Below are 15754 nucleotides of genomic sequence, written 5' to 3'. Positions count from 1 at the left end.
CAGCTATTTAGTCACGCAGTTACTGAGGGGAGACTTCGGTCTTCGGCTTGCCGAAGTGCCATTCGTATACCACGAACTTGAAGTCTTTCAGGTCGCCTTTGGCGTCGTACGACAGGTCGCCGGTCGGGGTCTTGAAGGTACCGGCGTGGATGGCTTCTGCCACCTTCTCGGCGTCTTCGGACTTGGCCGCTTTGATGCCTTCGGCGATCAGTTGGACAGCCGAGTAGGCAGGGAACACGAACGGGCCGCTCGGGTCTTTGCCGTCGGCCTTGATGGCGTCGACGATGGCCTTGTTTTTAGGGTCGGCGTCGAACGACTTCGGCAGGGTGACCAGCAGGCCTTCGGAGGCGTTCTGGGCGATCTGCGAGATCGAGTCGTTACCCACACCCTCTGGGCCCATGAACTTGGCTTTCAGGCCTTTTTCCTGTGCCTGGCGCAGGATCAGGCCCAGCTCTGGGTGGTAGCCGCCGTAGTAGACGAAGTCGACATTGTTCTGCTTGAGCTTCTGGATGATCGAGGAGAAGTCCTTGTCACCCGCGTTCAGGCCTTCGAACACGGCAACCTTGGTGCCTTTGCTTTCCAGGGTCTGCTTGACCGCGGTGGCGATGCCTTCACCGTACTGCTGCTTGTCGTGCAGCACCGCAACGACCTTCGGCTTGACGTGGTCGGCGATGTAGTTGCCGGCCGCTGGGCCCTGGGCGCTGTCCAGGCCAATGGTACGGAAGATCATTTTATAGCCACGCGCGGTGATTTCCGGGCTGGTGGCGGCGGGGGTGATCATGATCACGCCTTCGTCTTCATAGATGTCGGACGCAGGCTGGGTAGAGCTGGAGCACAGGTGGCCAATGACGAACTTGACACCGTCGTTGACCACTTTGTTGGCGACTGCCACGGCCTGTTTAGGGTCGCACGCGTCGTCGTATTCCTTGGCTTCAAGCATTTTGCCATCGACGCCGCCCTTGGCGTTGATGTCCTTGATGGCCTGTTTGGCGCCGATGAACTGCATGTCGCCGTACTGGGTCACAGGACCCGTCTTCGGACCGGCGATGCCGATCTTGATGGTATCGGCGGCAAACGAATGGCTGGCTACCCCGGCCAGTACCATTGCGGCGAACAGCTTGGAAATCTTGATCATAGTGCTCCACTCATTCTGTTGTAATTCTTATAGTCCTGGCGGCCAGGGCTACAGACCGGGCGGGATTTGCAGCGTGGCCATGCCAACGCGCAAGCCCACCTTCCCCCGGAACATGTCCCGGAACTGTACCGGTACAGTGTAGAGCGCTGTTTGAGCGCTTGGAAAGCCGTCAAAAAGTGCCTGTTTCCTGGGTTGTCGCGTGCTCGACAGAAAGATACAAAAAGGCGCCATCAAATGGCCTGTATCTGCGACCCCGCCCCACAAGTTCGGGGTCAATCGACCAAATTACATATTTGTACCTGGGTTTTTCTGCAAAAATGCCGACCTTTTTTATTGGCCGATTTTTGCGGATACACGCCCATGACTGATCAAACAAGCACCCTCTATGCCAAATTGCTTGGCGAGACGGCAATCATCGAGTGGAAAGCCCTGGAGCGTTTCTGGGCCAAGGGTGACCTGATTTGGGTCGACCCCAGCCTCGACCTGATCACCGTTGCCGAGGCGATGGCCGAGAATCGCAGCGAGATCTTCGCCAAGTGGCGTAGTGATGGCACTGTTGGGCCGGTATCGGCCGAGCAGGCACTGGACCTGCAAAGCCGCGATCCAGAGATCTGGGCCGTGGTGGTTTCGCCGTTCATCGTGATTCAGGCGAAGCGCCCGACTGAAGCATGATCTTTTTTGGTGCGCAAAAATGCGCAGCAGCCCCGTTTTGGTGCTTGAAGGCGTTCAAGGCGGGTAGAGGTAAGTAACAATTCGGCGTGGCGGTAACAGTTTACGGGATGCGTAATGTGTCCACCGTTCCGGCCAGCCTGGAAAACAATTCGAATAGCCAGGAGTCATTGATGAGCACTGCACTACCTTCGCTTGGATTCGCCGGCATTGGCCTGATGGGCCTGCCCATGTGCCGACGCCTGCTGGCGGCGGGGTACCCGCTGACCGTGTGGAACCGCAGCCCGGACAAGTGTGCTGCGCTGGTCGCTGCCGGCGCGCGCCTGGCCAGCAGCCCCGCCGAATTGTGCCAGGGCAGCGACATGGTACTGCTGTGTCTGGCCGACACGGCCGTGGTCCGCGAGGTGGTGTTCGGCGAGCACGGCATTGCTCACGGTGGGCGCAGTGGCCAGTTGCTGATTGATTTCTCCAGCCTGGAGCCCACCGCCACCCGTGATATGGCCGCCGAGCTCGCGGTACTGTGCGGCATGGCCTGGCTGGATGCCCCGGTGTCTGGCGGCACACCCGGTGCCGAGGCCGGTACCTTGGCGATCATGGTTGGCGGTGAAGCGGCCGACCTAGAGCGAGCACGCCCAGTGCTGCACGTGCTTGGTCAGCGCGTGACGCACATGGGGGCTGTGGGGGCCGGGCAGGTGACCAAGGCCTGCAACCAGATGATCGTGGCGTGCAATGCGCTGGTAATCGCCGAAGTGGTGGCGCTGGCCGAGCAGTCCGGGGTGGACGCGACGCTGATCGCCGAAGCACTGGCGGGTGGCTTTGCCGATTCCAAACCACTGCAGATCCTCGCGCCGCAAATGGCCGAAAGCCGCTTCGAGCCAATCAAGTGGCACGTGCGCACGCTGCTCAAAGACCTCGACGGCGCAGTCAAGTTTTCCCGTGAGCAGGGTTCGGCGACGCCGCTCAGTGGCCTCGCCGCGCAGCTGATGCGCCTGCACGGTAGCCAGGGTTACCTGCAAAAAGATCCGGCGACCCTTGTAGAACTGTACCGCAACAAGGGCTGACTCCCTCGCTTTGGCGCTGCAGCCGCTCAAGTAGCGGCCGCAGATCGGCCAACGGTACCGGGCGGCCCAGCAGGTAGCCCTGCAGGTAGTCGCAGCCATGGGCTTCAAGGAATGCCTGCTGTTCGACGGTTTCTACGCCTTCGCTGACAACCTGCAGGTGCAGGGTATGCGCCATGACGATGATCGCCTGGACGATCTCGCGGTCCTTCTGGCTGCCCGGCACATCCTGCAGGAAGGTGCGGTCAATCTTCAGCACGTCCAGCGGCAGGCGCTTGAGGTAGGCCAGTGACGAGTAGCCGGTACCGAAGTCGTCGATCGACAGCGCCACGCCAAGGGCACGCACGCGCTTGAGCAGGTTGACGGTACGCTGGATATCGCCCATCAGGGCGTTTTCGGTCACTTCCAGCTCCAGGTTCCGGGGCGCGAGCCCGGCGTGGAACAGCGCCTTCTCCACTTCGTTGGGCAGTTCATCGTGGCTGAGGGTTACGGCTGAGCAATTCACCGTCACTTTGATGTCGCCATAACCGTGGCGCTGCAGGTGCGCCAGGTCGGCGCAGGCGTGGCGCATCACCCACAGGTCAAGGTCGATGATCAGGCCGTTGGCTTCGGCAATGCCGATGAAGCGATCGGGTGCCAGCAGGCCGTGCTGGGGGTGATGCCAGCGCACCAGGGCTTCGAGCTTGGCCACCTGCCCGCTGTGCATGTCGAAGATAGGTTGGTAATGCACGCACAGGCCACGCTCTTCGAGCAGGGCCAGGCGCAGCTCTTCTTCCAGTTGCAGGGCAAAGGAGGCCTGGGTTTTCAGGTTGTGGTTGAAAAAGTGCAGGCTGTTGCGCCCGCTATCCTTGGACTGGTAAAGGGCGAGGTCGGCATGCTTGAGCAGTTCTTCGGCGCTGTTGCCATCGTCGGGGAAAATGCTGATGCCAATGCTGGTGGTCATGACCATGCGCCGCCCACCCAGGTCGATGGGCTCTTTCATCCGTTGCATGATGCGCTGTGCCAGGTGGCGGGCTTCGTCGCAGCTGTTGAGGCTGGTGACCACGCAGAACTCGTCGCCGCCCAGGCGTGCAACCAGGTCCTGATTGCGGGTGGCGGCCTTGATGTGGTTGGCGATCACCTTGAGCAGTTCGTCGCCAGCGTCGTGGCCAAGGCTGTCGTTGATGCGCTTGAAGTGGTCGATGTCGAGGAACATCACTGCCAGGCGGTTTTCCGTGGCCTGGTGATCGGCCAGGCGCTCCGCGAACACCTGGTTGAAGCCACGGCGGTTTACCAGGTTGGTCAGGGCGTCGTAGTGCGCGGCCTGCTGCAGCGAGGCGCGGGCCTGGTCCAGTTGGCTGAGCAGTATGCTGACCCGGCGCAGGTCGTGCTCCTTGCTCTGCAGCTTCTTGTCGGCCAGTGCGGCGCTGATGCTGGCGCCACTGATAAGCAGGGTGATGAAGCCGATGCCCAGCCCCAGTTGCAGGCTGTTGTCACCAGAGGGCAGGCGCAGTGCGGTATCGGCCGGGATCACCAGAGTCATGGCCGACATGGCGGTAAAGTGGGTGGCGACGATACCACCGGCCATCAGCAGGCTGGCGCCGTACTTCATGGCCTGGTGCAGCGTGCCGCTGCCATTGCGCAAGTACCGGGCCAGGCACAACGCTGCCAGGCTGGTGAGCAGGGCAAGGGCAGCAGAGACCAGCAACAGGCCAGTCTGGTAGTACTGCTGGGCGCCGGTTTGCATCGCAGCCATGCCCACAAAGTGCATGAGGATGATGCCCAGGCCGATCAGTACTGCGCTCAGCAGGAAGTGATGCGCGCGCATCTGGCTGCGGTCGAGGCTGTGCATGGTCACCCAGGCGACGCCCAGGGCGATGAGCAGCGAAAGAATGGTAAGGGAAACGTCGTAGTGCACCTCCACCGGCGCCTGGAAGGCCAGCATGCTGATGAAGTGCATGGCCCAGATGCCACCGGCCAGGCAGCAGGCGCCAAGCATGTGCCATTGTCGGTGGGCAGTGGGGTCTTCGCTGTGGGAGTGGCGCTCGGCCATGTCGAGGGTCGCGAAGCAAGCCGCGCTGGCAACGAAGTAGGCAAGCAGCACCAGGAACGGTTCATGGCGGCAATCGATAACGATGCGCCCGGTTGCCGGAAGGTCGGCGAACAGTTGCAGCCCCAGCCATTCCATTGAGTGCCCCATGATCGAGTTTTCACTCGTCTGCCCTACAACCCTGTGCAGACTGTCCAGAGGCAGTATAGGAAGAGGTGTTTAAGCCTTCCTGAATAATGGCATATTGATTTCTACGATTTGGTTATCAACCCAATCGCCATCAGGCATAAAGAGGGGCATATACGTGTAGGAGCAGCCTTGTGCTGCGAAGAGGCCGTAAGCCTCACAATAATGTTGTGGGGCATACGGCCTCTTCGCAGCACAAGGCTGCTCCTACAAAATGGTGGTCAGGCCACCAGCGGGCGTGTCAGATCAGCCAGCCACCAGCACGCGAATGGCCTCCAGGCGCAAGGCGGCCTTGTCCAGCATCGCCAGGCCGTCTTCACGCTGCTTGCGCAGGGCGTCGATTTCGCTGTCGCGCACGCTTGGGTTGACCGCTTGCAGTGCCACCAGGCGGGCGAGCTCTTCGTCGGCCTCGGCTGCCAGACGGCGCTGGGCTTCGGCTACGCGCTCGACGTGGGTCGGCATGATCTTCTCTTCACCGCCACTGATGCGCTTGGCGAGCACGTCCCGCTGGGCCTGGACGAACTTGTTGGCGCTGGCACGCGGCACGCTTTCGAGCTGCTCGTTGAGGGTTTCGAAAGCCACGCGGGAGGCCAGGTCGTTGCCGTTGGCGTCGAGCAGGCAGCGCAGTGCCGCCGGCGGCAGGTAGCGGCCCAGCTGCAGGCTGCGTGGTGCCACCACCTCGCTGACGAACAGCAATTCGAGCAGGACGGTGCCCGGCTTGAGTGCCTTGTTCTTGATCAGTGCCACGGCGGTGTTGCCCATAGAGCCGGACAGCACCAGGTCCATGCCGCCCTGCACCATAGGGTGCTCCCAGGTGAGGAACTGCATGTCCTCGCGCGACAGCGCCTGGGCACGGTCGTAGGTGATGGTCACGCCTTCGTCGTCGCCCAGCGGGAAGCTGGCATCGAGCATCTTTTCGCTCGGCTTGAGGATCAGGGCGTTCTCGGAATGGTCTTCGCTGTCGATGCCGAAGGCGTCGAACAGGGTTTCCATGTAGATCGGCAGGGCAAACTGGTCGTCCTGTTCGAGAATGGCCTCGACCAGCGCCTGGCCTTCGCCGGCACCGCCGGAGTTGAGCTCCAGCAGGCGGTCGCGGCCAGTGTGCAGTTCGGCTTCCAGGCGCTCGCGCTCGCTGCGGGCGTCGTTCACCAGGGAATCCCAGGCCTTGCTCTCGCCACCTTCAAGCAGCGACAGCAGGCGTGGGCCGAACTGGTGCTGAAGGGCGTTGCCGGTGGGGCAGGTGTTGAGGAAGGCGTTAAGGCCTTCGTGGTACCACTGGAACAGGCGCTCTTGCGGGCTGCCCAGCAAGTACGGGATGTGCAACTGGATGGTGTGCTTCTGGCCGATCCGGTCAAGGCGGCCGATGCGCTGTTCGAGCAGGTCCGGGTGTGCTGGCAGGTCGAACATCACCAGGTGATGGGCGAACTGGAAGTTGCGGCCTTCGCTGCCGATCTCGGAGCAGATCAGCACTTGCGCACCGAATTCTTCGTCGGCGAAGTAGGCGGCGGCGCGGTCGCGCTCGAGGATGTTCATGCCTTCATGGAACACCGAGGCCGGGATGCCGGAGCGCACGCGCAGGGCGTCTTCCAGGTCCATGGCGGTTTCGGCGTGCGCGCAGATGACCAGTACCTTGGTGCGCTTGAGCATCTTCAGGGTGTCGATCAGCCAGTCGACGCGCGGGTCGAAACGCCACCAACGCTCGTCGTCAGCCACATCACCCTGGGCCTGGAAGGCGACTTCCGGGTACAGCTCGGCGTGCTCGCCGGCTGGCAGGTCGCGGTACTGCTCGGGTGTGGCCAGCGGGTAAGGGTGCAACTGGCGCTCGGGGAAGCCCTGGATTGCCGCACGGGTGTTACGGAACAGGACGCGGCCGGTGCCGTGGCGGTCCAGCAGCTCGCGGATCAGGCGTGCGCTGGCCTGGCTGTCGCCGTCGCTGACTGCAGCCAACAGGGCTTCGCCTTCGGCACCCAGGAAACCCTGGATGGTGGCGTGGGCCTTGGGCGACAGGCGGCCTTCATCGAGTAGCTCCTGCACGGCTTCAGCCACCGGGCGATAGTGCTCGCTCTCGGCGCGGAAGGCGGCCAGGTCGTGGAAGCGGTTGGGGTCGAGCAGGCGCAGGCGGGCGAAGTGGCTGTCCTGGCCAAGCTGCTCGGGGGTGGCGGTGAGCAGCAGCACGCCCGGAATCACCTGGGCCAGTTGCTCGACCAGGCCGTATTCGGCGCTGACTTGGTCTTCGTGCCAGACCAGGTGGTGGGCCTCGTCGACGACCATCATGTCCCAGCCAGCGGCAAACAATGCGTCCTGGGCCTTTTCGTCGTCGACCAGCCATTCCAGTGCAACCAGCGCCAGCTGGGCATCCTCGAACGGGTTGCTGGCGTCGCTTTCGATAAAGCGCTCGGCATCGAACAGGGCCACTTGCAGGTTGAAGCGGCGGCGCATTTCCACCAGCCACTGGTGCTGGAGGTTTTCCGGCACCAGGATCAGCACGCGGCTGGCGCGGCCCGACAGCAACTGGCGATGGATCACCAGGCCGGCCTCGATGGTTTTACCCAGGCCCACTTCGTCGGCCAGCAGTACCCGCGGGGCGCTGCGGTCGGCGACTTCACGAGCGATGTGCAGCTGGTGGGCGATCGGTTGCGCGCGGCAGCCCCCCAGGCCCCACAGCGCCGACTGCATCTGCTTGCTGGTGTGCTGCAGGGTGTTGTAGCGCAGGCTGAACCACGACAGGGGGTCGATCTGCCCTGCAAACAGCCGGTCACTTGCCAGGCGGAACTGGATGAAGTTCGACAGCTGGGTTTCTGGCAGGGTACGCGGCTGGTTCTGACCGTCCAGGCCGTGGTAGACCATCAGCCCGTCGATGTCGTCGACTTCGCGCACGGTCAGCTTCCAGCCCTCGAAGTGGGTGATCTGGTCACCTGGCGAGAAGCGCACGCGGGTCAGCGGCGCGTTGCGCAGGGAATACTGGCGTGTGTCGCCAGTGGCCGGGTAGAGCACGGTCAACAGGCGGCCATCCTGCGCCAGGATGGTACCCAGGCCGAGCTCTGCTTCGCTGTCGCTGATCCAGCGTTGCCCCGGTTGATACTGCTGCGCCATACTGCCTGAACTCCCGCGATGAAAAAGCCGATTATGTTAACGGATCGGCCGGTCAGACCAAAGTGCGAACGCACCGAAAGGTGCCGATCGACAACAGGAAGTTAGTCAGTCTAGCCGTTTCATCGTCTTGCACCGTGCAGCTGACGAGGGCCTCGGATCAACATGTCTGCCAAGCACCGCTGGATCAGCGCTTCCATGGCCGTGGGCAGCCTGTTGCTGCTGGCCGCCTGCGAGCAGAAAAACTTTGAGACCTTGCCGGCCATCCCGATGGAGCAACTTGAGGTCCTGGGCGTGCAGACGCCGATCAAGAGCGTGCACTTTCGTGACCGCGACGGTGAAGGCCTGTTGGTATTGAGCCGCAGCGATGGCCAGGCCAGCGACCCGGAAAGCGAGCAGGAAGTGGACAAGGTGGTACTCAAGGCCACCCTGTACGGGCGCACTGCCGAAAGCGATGCATTCAAGGCGCGCTGGCAGATCGAGCAGGAAACCACCTGCCCGGGGCTGGACCTGGACGTGGACTTCTATACCGACGTCAGTGATGTCAGCGACCTGAACAAGGATGATGTGGCCGAGGTTACGGTGGCCAGCCATGCCTTCTGTGGCGGCGGCATCGACCCGCACGATATCGCTATCGAGATGCGCGAAGGGCAGGCCAGCTACACCATCACCGGCCAGTCACTGATCAGCCCGGCGGGTGAGGAGCCGATCGGCGGTGACCGGGATGACAGTGCCTCGCTCAAAGCCGCGCCGCAGGTGCTGCGCGATCACATGGATGCGGTCTGGCAGCAGGTTTACAAGCGGCCCTGGAGCGAAGCCAGCCCGCCAAGCGACGATGATCCTGACGACGAAGCCGAGTAATTGTTGTCCATGACATCAAGGTAAACCCGCGCCTGCCGATACAGGGGGTATAGGAGAACGTCCATGCTGCCGCCAATCATCCCGCTCAGCGCTGCCCCGGTGACCTCGCAACTGGACCCGGTCAAGCCGACCCCCGACATCAAGCCGGTGGTGCCGGCGCAGCCTACGTCCAGCGAAAGTGGCATCGACCTCAAGCACCAGCGCGACCCGCAGGAGCAGGTGCTGTTGCTGCGCGAGGAGCAGCGGCGCCAGCAGCAACGTCGCAAGCAGGGCGACCAGGATCGCTACAGTGCCGTGCCAGGTGACGAGGTCAACGCTGACAACACCGTGCCGGTCGCCCCGTTGATGGGCGAGCACGTACGCCAGGGGCTGCTGGTGGATATCGAAGTCTGACGCGGGGCTGGTCAGCGCCTGCGCCTGGCTTCATCATGCAAGCCTCAGTTGATCGTCGAGCCCGCCCATGAGCCAAGACAACCTCATCGATTTTGATGCCGAACGCGCCAAGCGCGTCCACGACCTCAAGGAAAAGCGCCTGAACGAAATGCGCAACGCGTTCGAGCAAGCCCTGCCGTTGAGCACCAGCAAGAAAAAGAAGCCCAAGGGCAAACCGAAGAAGCGCTGAAACTTGACGCAGGTCAACCCTGCAGCCGCCTCGCGTGCCCGGCCCCGGGCACCATTGACCCCGATCAATTTTCTCCCCCCTCACATTGGTTAACGTTCACCCATCGGACAACGGCAGACGAATGGGAGGCCAGCATGTTCTTCGACAACGTGGTTATCGCTGGTGTGGTAACGGTCGGGTTGATGGTCGCTTTCTTTGCCGGTCTGGGCATTTTCATCTGGAAGGACTCGAACAAGCGCAAGCCGCGCTGACCTTTCGGGTACACGAGCACGCAAGGCATTTAGGGCGACTTCGGTCGCCCATTTTTTTTGCCTGGGATTTAAGTGTTGCCTGTGCCGGGACTTTCGCAGCACAAGGCTGCTCCTACAGGTTGAGCGTGATGCCTGGCTCTACGGGATCTCTGTAGGAGCAGCCTGGTGCTGCGAAAGGGCCGGCACAGGCTTACCGATGTTCCAATACAGATGATTAGCTAGCTAATTAATCGTTTCCGCATTATCCTTCTCATCATTGTCTATCTTTCCAGTACGACCATCCCCCGCAAGGTCCGCCTAGTGCCCATCACTCTTCAGGCCCTGTTCGCCCCCACCAGCCTCGCCCTCAAGTTCGCCATCAAGACCTTGCTCGGTGGCGGCCTGGCGTTGTGGCTGGCGATGCGCTGGGGCCTGGAGCAGCCGTCCTGGGCACTGATGACCGCCTTCATCGTCGCCCAGCCGCTGTCCGGGATGGTGGTGCAGAAAGGCCTGGCACGGCTGGCCGGTACCTTGGTCGGCACGGTCATGTCAGTGGTGTTCATCGGCCTGTTTGCCCAGACCCCTGGCTTGTTCCTCATTACCCTGGCGCTGTGGTTGGCGCTGTGCACTGCTGCCTCGACCCAACTGCGCAGCGCCTGGGCCTATGCCTTTGTATTGGCTGGCTACACCGCGGCGATTATTGCCTTGCCGGCCATCGACCACCCGTTGCAGGTGTTCGACCAGGCCGTGGCACGGTGTACCGAGATCTGCCTGGGCATTTTTTGCGCCACCGCCACCAGTGCCTTGCTCTGGCCAATGCGGGTGGAGCAGCAATTGGGCGGGCAGGCGCGGCAGGCCTGGCAGAACGGCCTGCAGGCTGCCAGTGCCATGCTGGGCGGCGAGGATGAGGCGCGCAAAGGCTTGCTGGAGAGCCTGGGGCGTATCGTTGCCATCGACAGCCAGCGTGAACATGCCTGGTTCGAAGGCAACCGCGGGCGCCAGCGAGCTCGCGCCATTCGTGGTCTCAGCCAGAAGCTGATGGTGCTGTTGCGCATCTCGCGCTCGGTGCGCCGGCAGTGGCGGCAACTCGATGAGCGTGAGGCAGCACACCTGGCACACTGGCTGGAAGAGGTGCGCGCGCTTCTGGCCAAACCCGACCAGCCCAGCCTGTTGCTGCTGCGCCAGCGCATCTGGGATGCCGCCCATGATGAGCAGATCAGTTCGACGGAGCACTACTGCCTGGCGCGCATGGCCTTGCTACTGGATTACGCCATGGCTGCCAGCCTGGCGCTGGAGGATGTGGAGGCGGGCAGGGCGCCCAAGGATGTATCCCAAGGCCTGGCCGTGCACCGCGACTGGTCGCTGGCCTTGCTGTTCGGCTCACGCAGCGCACTGGCTTTTCTGGTGATGAGCGGCTTCTGGCTGGCGACAGCGTGGCCTTCGGCGCCGGGAGGCCTGGTGTTGACTTGCGTGGTCTGCAGCCTGTTCGCCAGCCGCGAGAACGGCGCGCAGATTGGCCTGAGCTTCCTGCGCGGGATCTTCCTGGCGATACCTGCGGCGTTTCTGGTGGGGCAGATCCTGCTGCCGCAATGGAGCAGCTTCGCCATGCTTTGCCTGGGCATGGGCGTGCCGCTGTTTCTCGGCGCATTGGGCATGGCCCACCCACGCACCGGGGCCACCGCCACTTCCTATTGCCTGCACTTCATCGTGCTGGTATCCCCGCTCAACGCCATGCAGTTTGGTGTGGCGACCATGCTCAACAGTGCGTTGGCGATGCTGGTAGGGGTGTCGGCAGCGGTGATGGCCTTCCGGTTACTGGTATTCCGCCACCCGGCCTGGCTGGGCCGGCGCCTGCGTGCCGCCACCCAGAGCGACTTGGTGCGCCTGACCCGGCGCGACCTGCGCGGCGCCGACAGCTGGTTTGGCGGGCGCATGGCCGACCGCCTGATGCAACTGGCGCGGCATGCTGGCGAGCTGCCCGAAAACGAGCGCAAGCGCTGGGATGACGGCCTGCACGGGCTGGATATCGGCGATGAACTGGTGCACCTGCGCATGTGCCTGGCGGTTGCCCAGGCCCCCTTGGGGCGGGCCGAGCGCGAGTACTTGCAGCAGGTGGAGGCGGTATTGGCCAAGGGGCCGGCCGCCGGGCGTGGGCAGCGCCTGGACGCCGCCAGTGAACAATTCATTGCCGCCTTGCGTCGGCTGCCTGCGAGTGACCCGCTGCGGCTGGCCGAAGGGGCTGTGCTGCAGTTGCAGAAAAGCTGGGGCAAGTGGTGCCGTTGGCAGGAGGAAGCCCATGGGGTTGCGTGAATGGGAAGTGGGCGGCGTGCTGCTCAGCCCGTTTCTGCTTTATGTGTTGCTGGCGCTGGTGATAACCGGCGTGTTGCGCCTGGTGGTGCAGGCGACGCCGTTGGGGCGCTGGATCTGGCATGAAGCGTTGTTCGATGCAGCGCTGTTCGTTTGTGTGTTGTTCCTGGTGGTGAGGCTGCTGGGAGCTTTATAAAGGAGTGTTTCGATGCGTGCGGCCGTACGTACCCTGGTGACGCTGTGTGTGGTGGCTCTGGCCGTCTGGGCCGGCTACCAGCTGTGGCAGTACTACATGCTTACGCCCTGGACCCGTGACGCCCGTGTGCGCGCCGATGTGGTGGTGATCGCCCCTGACGTGTCCGGCTGGGTGCGTGAGCTCAAGGCCCGTGATAACCAGCAGGTCAAGGCTGGCGACCTGTTGATGAGCATCGACCGCGAGCGCTTCCAGGCGGCCTTCGACCAGGCCAGTGCGGTGACTGAGACCCGCGCGCAGCAACTGCGCTTGCGCGAGCGCGAGGCAGCCCGGCGTACCGCCCTGGGGCCAGAAGCGATCAGTGCCGAACTGCGTGAAAATGCCCAGATCAATGCAGCCATTGCGCGTGGCGAACTGCATGAAGCCGAAGCGCAGTTGCAGGTTGCCAAGATCAACCTGGCGCGCAGTGAAGTGCGGGCGCCACGCAGCGGGCATATCACCAACCTGCGTCTGGCCGAGGGTAACTATGTGAACACCGGGCAATCGGTAATGGCCCTGGTGGATGATTCAACCTTCTATATCCAGGCCTACTTCGAGGAAACCAAGCTGCCGCGTATTCGCGTGGGAGACACGGTGAAAGTCTGGCTGATGGGTGCGGGCGAGCCGATGCAGGGGCATGTGGAGAGCATCAGCCGCGGCATCACCGACCGCAACAGCAACCCGGACAGCCAGTTGCTGCCGGAGGTAGAGCCAACCTTCAACTGGGTGCGGCTGGCCCAACGCATACCCGTAAGGATTCGCCTGGACCAGGTACCGGAAGGGGTGACCCTGAGTGCAGGCATGACCGCGAGCGTGCAGGTGCATGAAGACCGGGGCGAGCAGTGATGGTGCTGCCTTGCTAACTTGTAGCAGCCTTGTGCTGCGAAGCGGCCAGTACAGGCAATGTAGTTGTGTTGGCCATGCCGGCCTCTTCGCAGCGCAAGGCTGCTCCTGCAGGTACGGCGCATCGCCTGGCGTGCCGTGAGCCTCAGAGGAACATGCCGCCCGACACTTCCAGCCGTTGCCCGGTAATCCAGCCATTGCCGTCTTCCAGCAACAGCGCAATCGCTGCGCCGATATCATCCGGCAAGCCCACGCGGCCCAGCGCCGTATTGCCGGCAATGTACTCATTCACCTGCTGGTTATCCCGCACCACGCCGCCACCAAAATCGGTCTCGATCGCCCCCGGCGCCAGAATGTTCACCCGGATGCCACGCGCGCCCAGTTCCTTGGCCTGGTAGCGGGTCAGCACCTCCATGGCGCCCTTCATCGCGGCATAGGCGGCATACCCCGGCAGCGCAAAGCGCGCCAGGCCGGTGGAAATGTTGACGATGCGGCCATTGTCGACCAACAGCGGCAGCAGGCGCTGAGTGAGGAAGAACGGCCCTTTCAGCTGAATATTCAGTAACTGGTCGAACTGTGCCTCGCTGGTTTCGATGTACGGCACGTTCAGGCCGATCCCGGCATTGTTCACCAGAAAGTCAAAACGCTCGCGGCCAAAGTGCTGCTGCAGCGTGCTGCCCAGGCGCTCGGCGAAGCTGGCAAAACTGCTGCTGTCGCTGACGTCCAGTTGCAGCATGGCCGCCTTGACCCCGGCCTGTTCCAGTCGGGCAACGACGGCCTGGGCTTCGTCCGCCTTGCTGTGGTACGTGCCGATCACATCGATACCGCGTGCGGCCAGGTGTTCGGCGGCATTACGGCCAAGGCCGCGGCTGGCGCCAGTGATCAGGGCAATTTTGCGAGTCATGGTGAAAACCTCAGGGTGGGTGGATGAGGTCAGATTATTGGTCGGCGCGAGGCTGTTAAATCCTGTAAAAATGGAAATACTGTTCGCCAGAACCGGATAGTCGATGCCCGAATGAACAAGCTTGAATTGTTGCGCACCTTCGTGCGGGTCAGTGAAGTCCGCAGCTTCACCCTGGCTGCCGAGAGCCTGGGGCTGCCACGCTCGACCGTGTCAGAGCAGGTAAAGGCGCTGGAACGCTTGCTGGGTACGCAGTTGTTCAACCGTACTACCCGCCGGGTACAGGCGACCCAGGATGGCGCCTTGCTGTACGAGCGCAGCAAAGACCTGCTGTCAGGCATGGACGAGATCGAGAGCCTGTTCAGGGCCGACGATGCCGAGCTGGCCGGGCGCCTGCGCATCGACCTGCCGACCATGATGGCCCGGCGGGTCATCATCCCGGCGTTGCCGCAGTTTCTGCAGCGCTTTCCGCGGCTGGAGGTGGAGCTCAGTTGTACTGACCGCCAGGTGGATCTGCTGCGCGAAGGGTTCGACTGCGTGATGCGCATAGGTACCCTGCATGACCTGGATGTTGTGGCACGGCCGGTCGGGCAATTGAGCATGCGCAACTGTGCCAGCCCCGCGTACCTGGCCCGCTACGGGGTACCGCAGACGCCGCAGGAACTGGCCGGGCACCAGCTGGTGCATTACGTGCGCAACCTGGGTGCACGCAGCGCCGGGTTCGAGTACCTGCAAGGGGATGAGCTGCACTATCAGGCCATGGCGGGTGTGGTCACGGTCAACAACGCCGAGGCGTACTCGGCGGCTTGCCTGGCCGGGCTGGGGCTGATTCAGGTACCGGCGGTGGGGGTTGCCGAGCACCTGCAGCGGGGCGAGCTGGTTTCACTGCTGGAAGACTGGCAGGCCCCGGCCATGCCGGTGTCGCTGTTGTATGCCCGGCAACGGCACGTTCCGCGCCGGGTTCAGGCGTTCATGCAGTGGCTGGCGGCGGTGCTGGCGTCGCAGGTCGACCCAGCGCCAAGTGAACGCTGAACAGGGTGCCGGGCGCAGGTGCAGACGTGCGGGGCAAGCACGAAAAACCTTGGCGAACGGCCTGGCACTTGCGTTAGGCTCCAGTTTGCGAGTTGCCCGGTAGAGGCGACCGATCCCCGCCAGGCGTGCGTATCTTCCGATATCATTGCGAGGTTACGTCATGGCCATCACTTCCCAGGACATCTGCAATGCCGCCGACCAGCTCAAGGGCTTTGTCGGTTTTCATGGCAAGCGCGGCGTTCATATCGTGCGTTTTTCCGAGGACTCGTTCGGCATGGATGTGGCCGACGACAGCATTACCCCCTGCAGCGAGTTTGTCTGGCGTGCCGAGCAAGGGCAGCGCATGGCGCTGTGCCGTGAGCGGCTGGCGCTGCTGCTGGAGCAGCATGTGGATGACCGCTTGAATATTGCTGAGCCACTGCGCGCCTACCTGCGCCGCCGGGATCTGCCAGAGATCGTGGCCGAACGCAGCATGCAGCAATAAACCCGGCCCTTGTAGGAGCAGCCTTGTGCTGCGAAGAGGCCGGTGAAGCCACCATCAACTGTGCAGCTTGTACCG

At 62.9% G+C, this 15754-nt stretch carries 15 protein-coding genes; 11 read left to right on the top strand and 4 right to left on the bottom strand.

Annotated elements, in window-relative coordinates:
* Positions 1–19: 19 nt before the first annotated feature.
* Positions 20–1135 carry a branched-chain amino acid ABC transporter substrate-binding protein gene (locus MRBLPB4O_RS22010; RefSeq protein ID WP_341796590.1) on the bottom strand — a complete coding sequence of 372 codons (1116 nt, stop codon included), beginning with the start codon at positions 1133–1135 and terminating at the stop codon, positions 20–22.
* Between the two features lie 360 nt (positions 1136–1495).
* On the opposite strand from MRBLPB4O_RS22010, the gene MRBLPB4O_RS22005 reads away from it, so the two are divergent.
* Together MRBLPB4O_RS22005 and MRBLPB4O_RS22000 are read left to right on the top strand one after the other, a co-directional pair.
* Complete coding sequence (locus MRBLPB4O_RS22005; protein WP_063422167.1) at positions 1496–1807, top strand: DUF2288 domain-containing protein; 312 nt, start codon at positions 1496–1498, stop codon at positions 1805–1807.
* Between the two features lie 170 nt (positions 1808–1977).
* A complete protein-coding gene (locus MRBLPB4O_RS22000) occupies positions 1978–2865 on the top strand; it encodes an NAD(P)-dependent oxidoreductase (protein WP_341796589.1) in 888 nt (295 codons plus the stop codon).
* On the opposite strand, the gene MRBLPB4O_RS21995 is transcribed toward MRBLPB4O_RS22000, so the two are convergent.
* Both MRBLPB4O_RS21995 and rapA read right to left on the bottom strand, forming a co-directional pair.
* Entirely contained in the window at positions 2765–5029 is a 2265-nt protein-coding gene (locus tag MRBLPB4O_RS21995; protein ID WP_341798922.1) for an EAL domain-containing protein, read from the bottom strand. The genes MRBLPB4O_RS22000 and MRBLPB4O_RS21995 overlap by 101 nt on opposite strands.
* Positions 5030–5323: 294 nt before the next feature.
* Complete coding sequence (gene rapA, locus MRBLPB4O_RS21990; protein WP_341796588.1) at positions 5324–8170, bottom strand: RNA polymerase-associated protein RapA; 2847 nt, start codon at positions 8168–8170, stop codon at positions 5324–5326.
* Between the two features lie 162 nt (positions 8171–8332).
* On the opposite strand from rapA, the gene MRBLPB4O_RS21985 reads away from it, so the two are divergent.
* The 7 genes from MRBLPB4O_RS21985 (at position 8333) to MRBLPB4O_RS21955 (ending at position 13265) form a co-directional block, all read left to right on the top strand.
* A complete protein-coding gene (locus tag MRBLPB4O_RS21985; RefSeq protein ID WP_049278000.1) occupies positions 8333–9028 on the top strand; it encodes a hypothetical protein in 696 nt (231 codons plus the stop codon).
* 63 nt (positions 9029–9091) lie between these two features.
* A complete protein-coding gene (locus MRBLPB4O_RS21980; RefSeq protein WP_016498265.1) occupies positions 9092–9421 on the top strand; it encodes a hypothetical protein in 330 nt (109 codons plus the stop codon).
* Between the two features lie 67 nt (positions 9422–9488).
* Positions 9489–9650, top strand: coding sequence for a hypothetical protein (locus tag MRBLPB4O_RS21975; RefSeq protein ID WP_003254864.1), 162 nt, complete (start codon positions 9489–9491; stop codon positions 9648–9650).
* A gap of 134 nt (positions 9651–9784) precedes the next feature.
* Positions 9785–9901, top strand: coding sequence for a cytochrome c oxidase subunit CcoM (gene ccoM / locus MRBLPB4O_RS21970; RefSeq protein ID WP_003254862.1), 117 nt, complete (start codon positions 9785–9787; stop codon positions 9899–9901).
* Positions 9902–10201: 300 nt separating this feature from the next.
* The gene (locus MRBLPB4O_RS21965) at positions 10202–12190 is read left to right on the top strand and encodes an FUSC family protein (protein ID WP_284365204.1); all 1989 of its coding nucleotides are present in this window, start codon (positions 10202–10204) and stop codon (positions 12188–12190) included.
* Positions 12177–12383: a DUF1656 domain-containing protein gene (locus MRBLPB4O_RS21960; RefSeq protein WP_016498267.1), complete on the top strand. Its 207-nt coding sequence runs from the start codon at positions 12177–12179 to the stop codon at positions 12381–12383. The genes MRBLPB4O_RS21965 and MRBLPB4O_RS21960 overlap by 14 nt, the downstream gene beginning before the upstream one ends.
* Positions 12384–12395: 12 nt before the next feature.
* Positions 12396–13265 (top strand): HlyD family secretion protein, encoded by an 870-nt coding sequence (locus MRBLPB4O_RS21955; RefSeq protein ID WP_016498268.1) that lies wholly within the window; start codon positions 12396–12398, stop codon positions 13263–13265.
* 142 nt (positions 13266–13407) lie between these two features.
* Here the strand turns inward: MRBLPB4O_RS21955 and MRBLPB4O_RS21950 are convergent, their stop codons facing one another.
* A complete protein-coding gene (locus MRBLPB4O_RS21950) occupies positions 13408–14166 on the bottom strand; it encodes an SDR family oxidoreductase (protein WP_341796587.1) in 759 nt (252 codons plus the stop codon).
* 111 nt (positions 14167–14277) lie between these two features.
* Here MRBLPB4O_RS21950 and MRBLPB4O_RS21945 point away from each other — a divergent pair, with 111 nt between their 5' ends.
* Positions 14278–15195 (top strand): LysR family transcriptional regulator, encoded by a 918-nt coding sequence (locus MRBLPB4O_RS21945; protein ID WP_341796586.1) that lies wholly within the window; start codon positions 14278–14280, stop codon positions 15193–15195.
* A gap of 160 nt (positions 15196–15355) precedes the next feature.
* Entirely contained in the window at positions 15356–15679 is a 324-nt protein-coding gene (locus MRBLPB4O_RS21940; RefSeq protein ID WP_016498271.1) for a DUF2025 family protein, read from the top strand.
* The last annotated feature ends 75 nt before the right edge of the window (positions 15680–15754 follow it).

The sequence above is a fragment of the Pseudomonas sp. LPB4.O genome, from assembly GCF_038383825.1.
Taxonomy (GTDB): domain Bacteria; phylum Pseudomonadota; class Gammaproteobacteria; order Pseudomonadales; family Pseudomonadaceae; genus Aquipseudomonas; species Aquipseudomonas putida.
The sequence above is the reverse complement of the archived record's forward strand: the minus strand, read 5'-3'. Positions and strand labels throughout refer to the sequence as shown.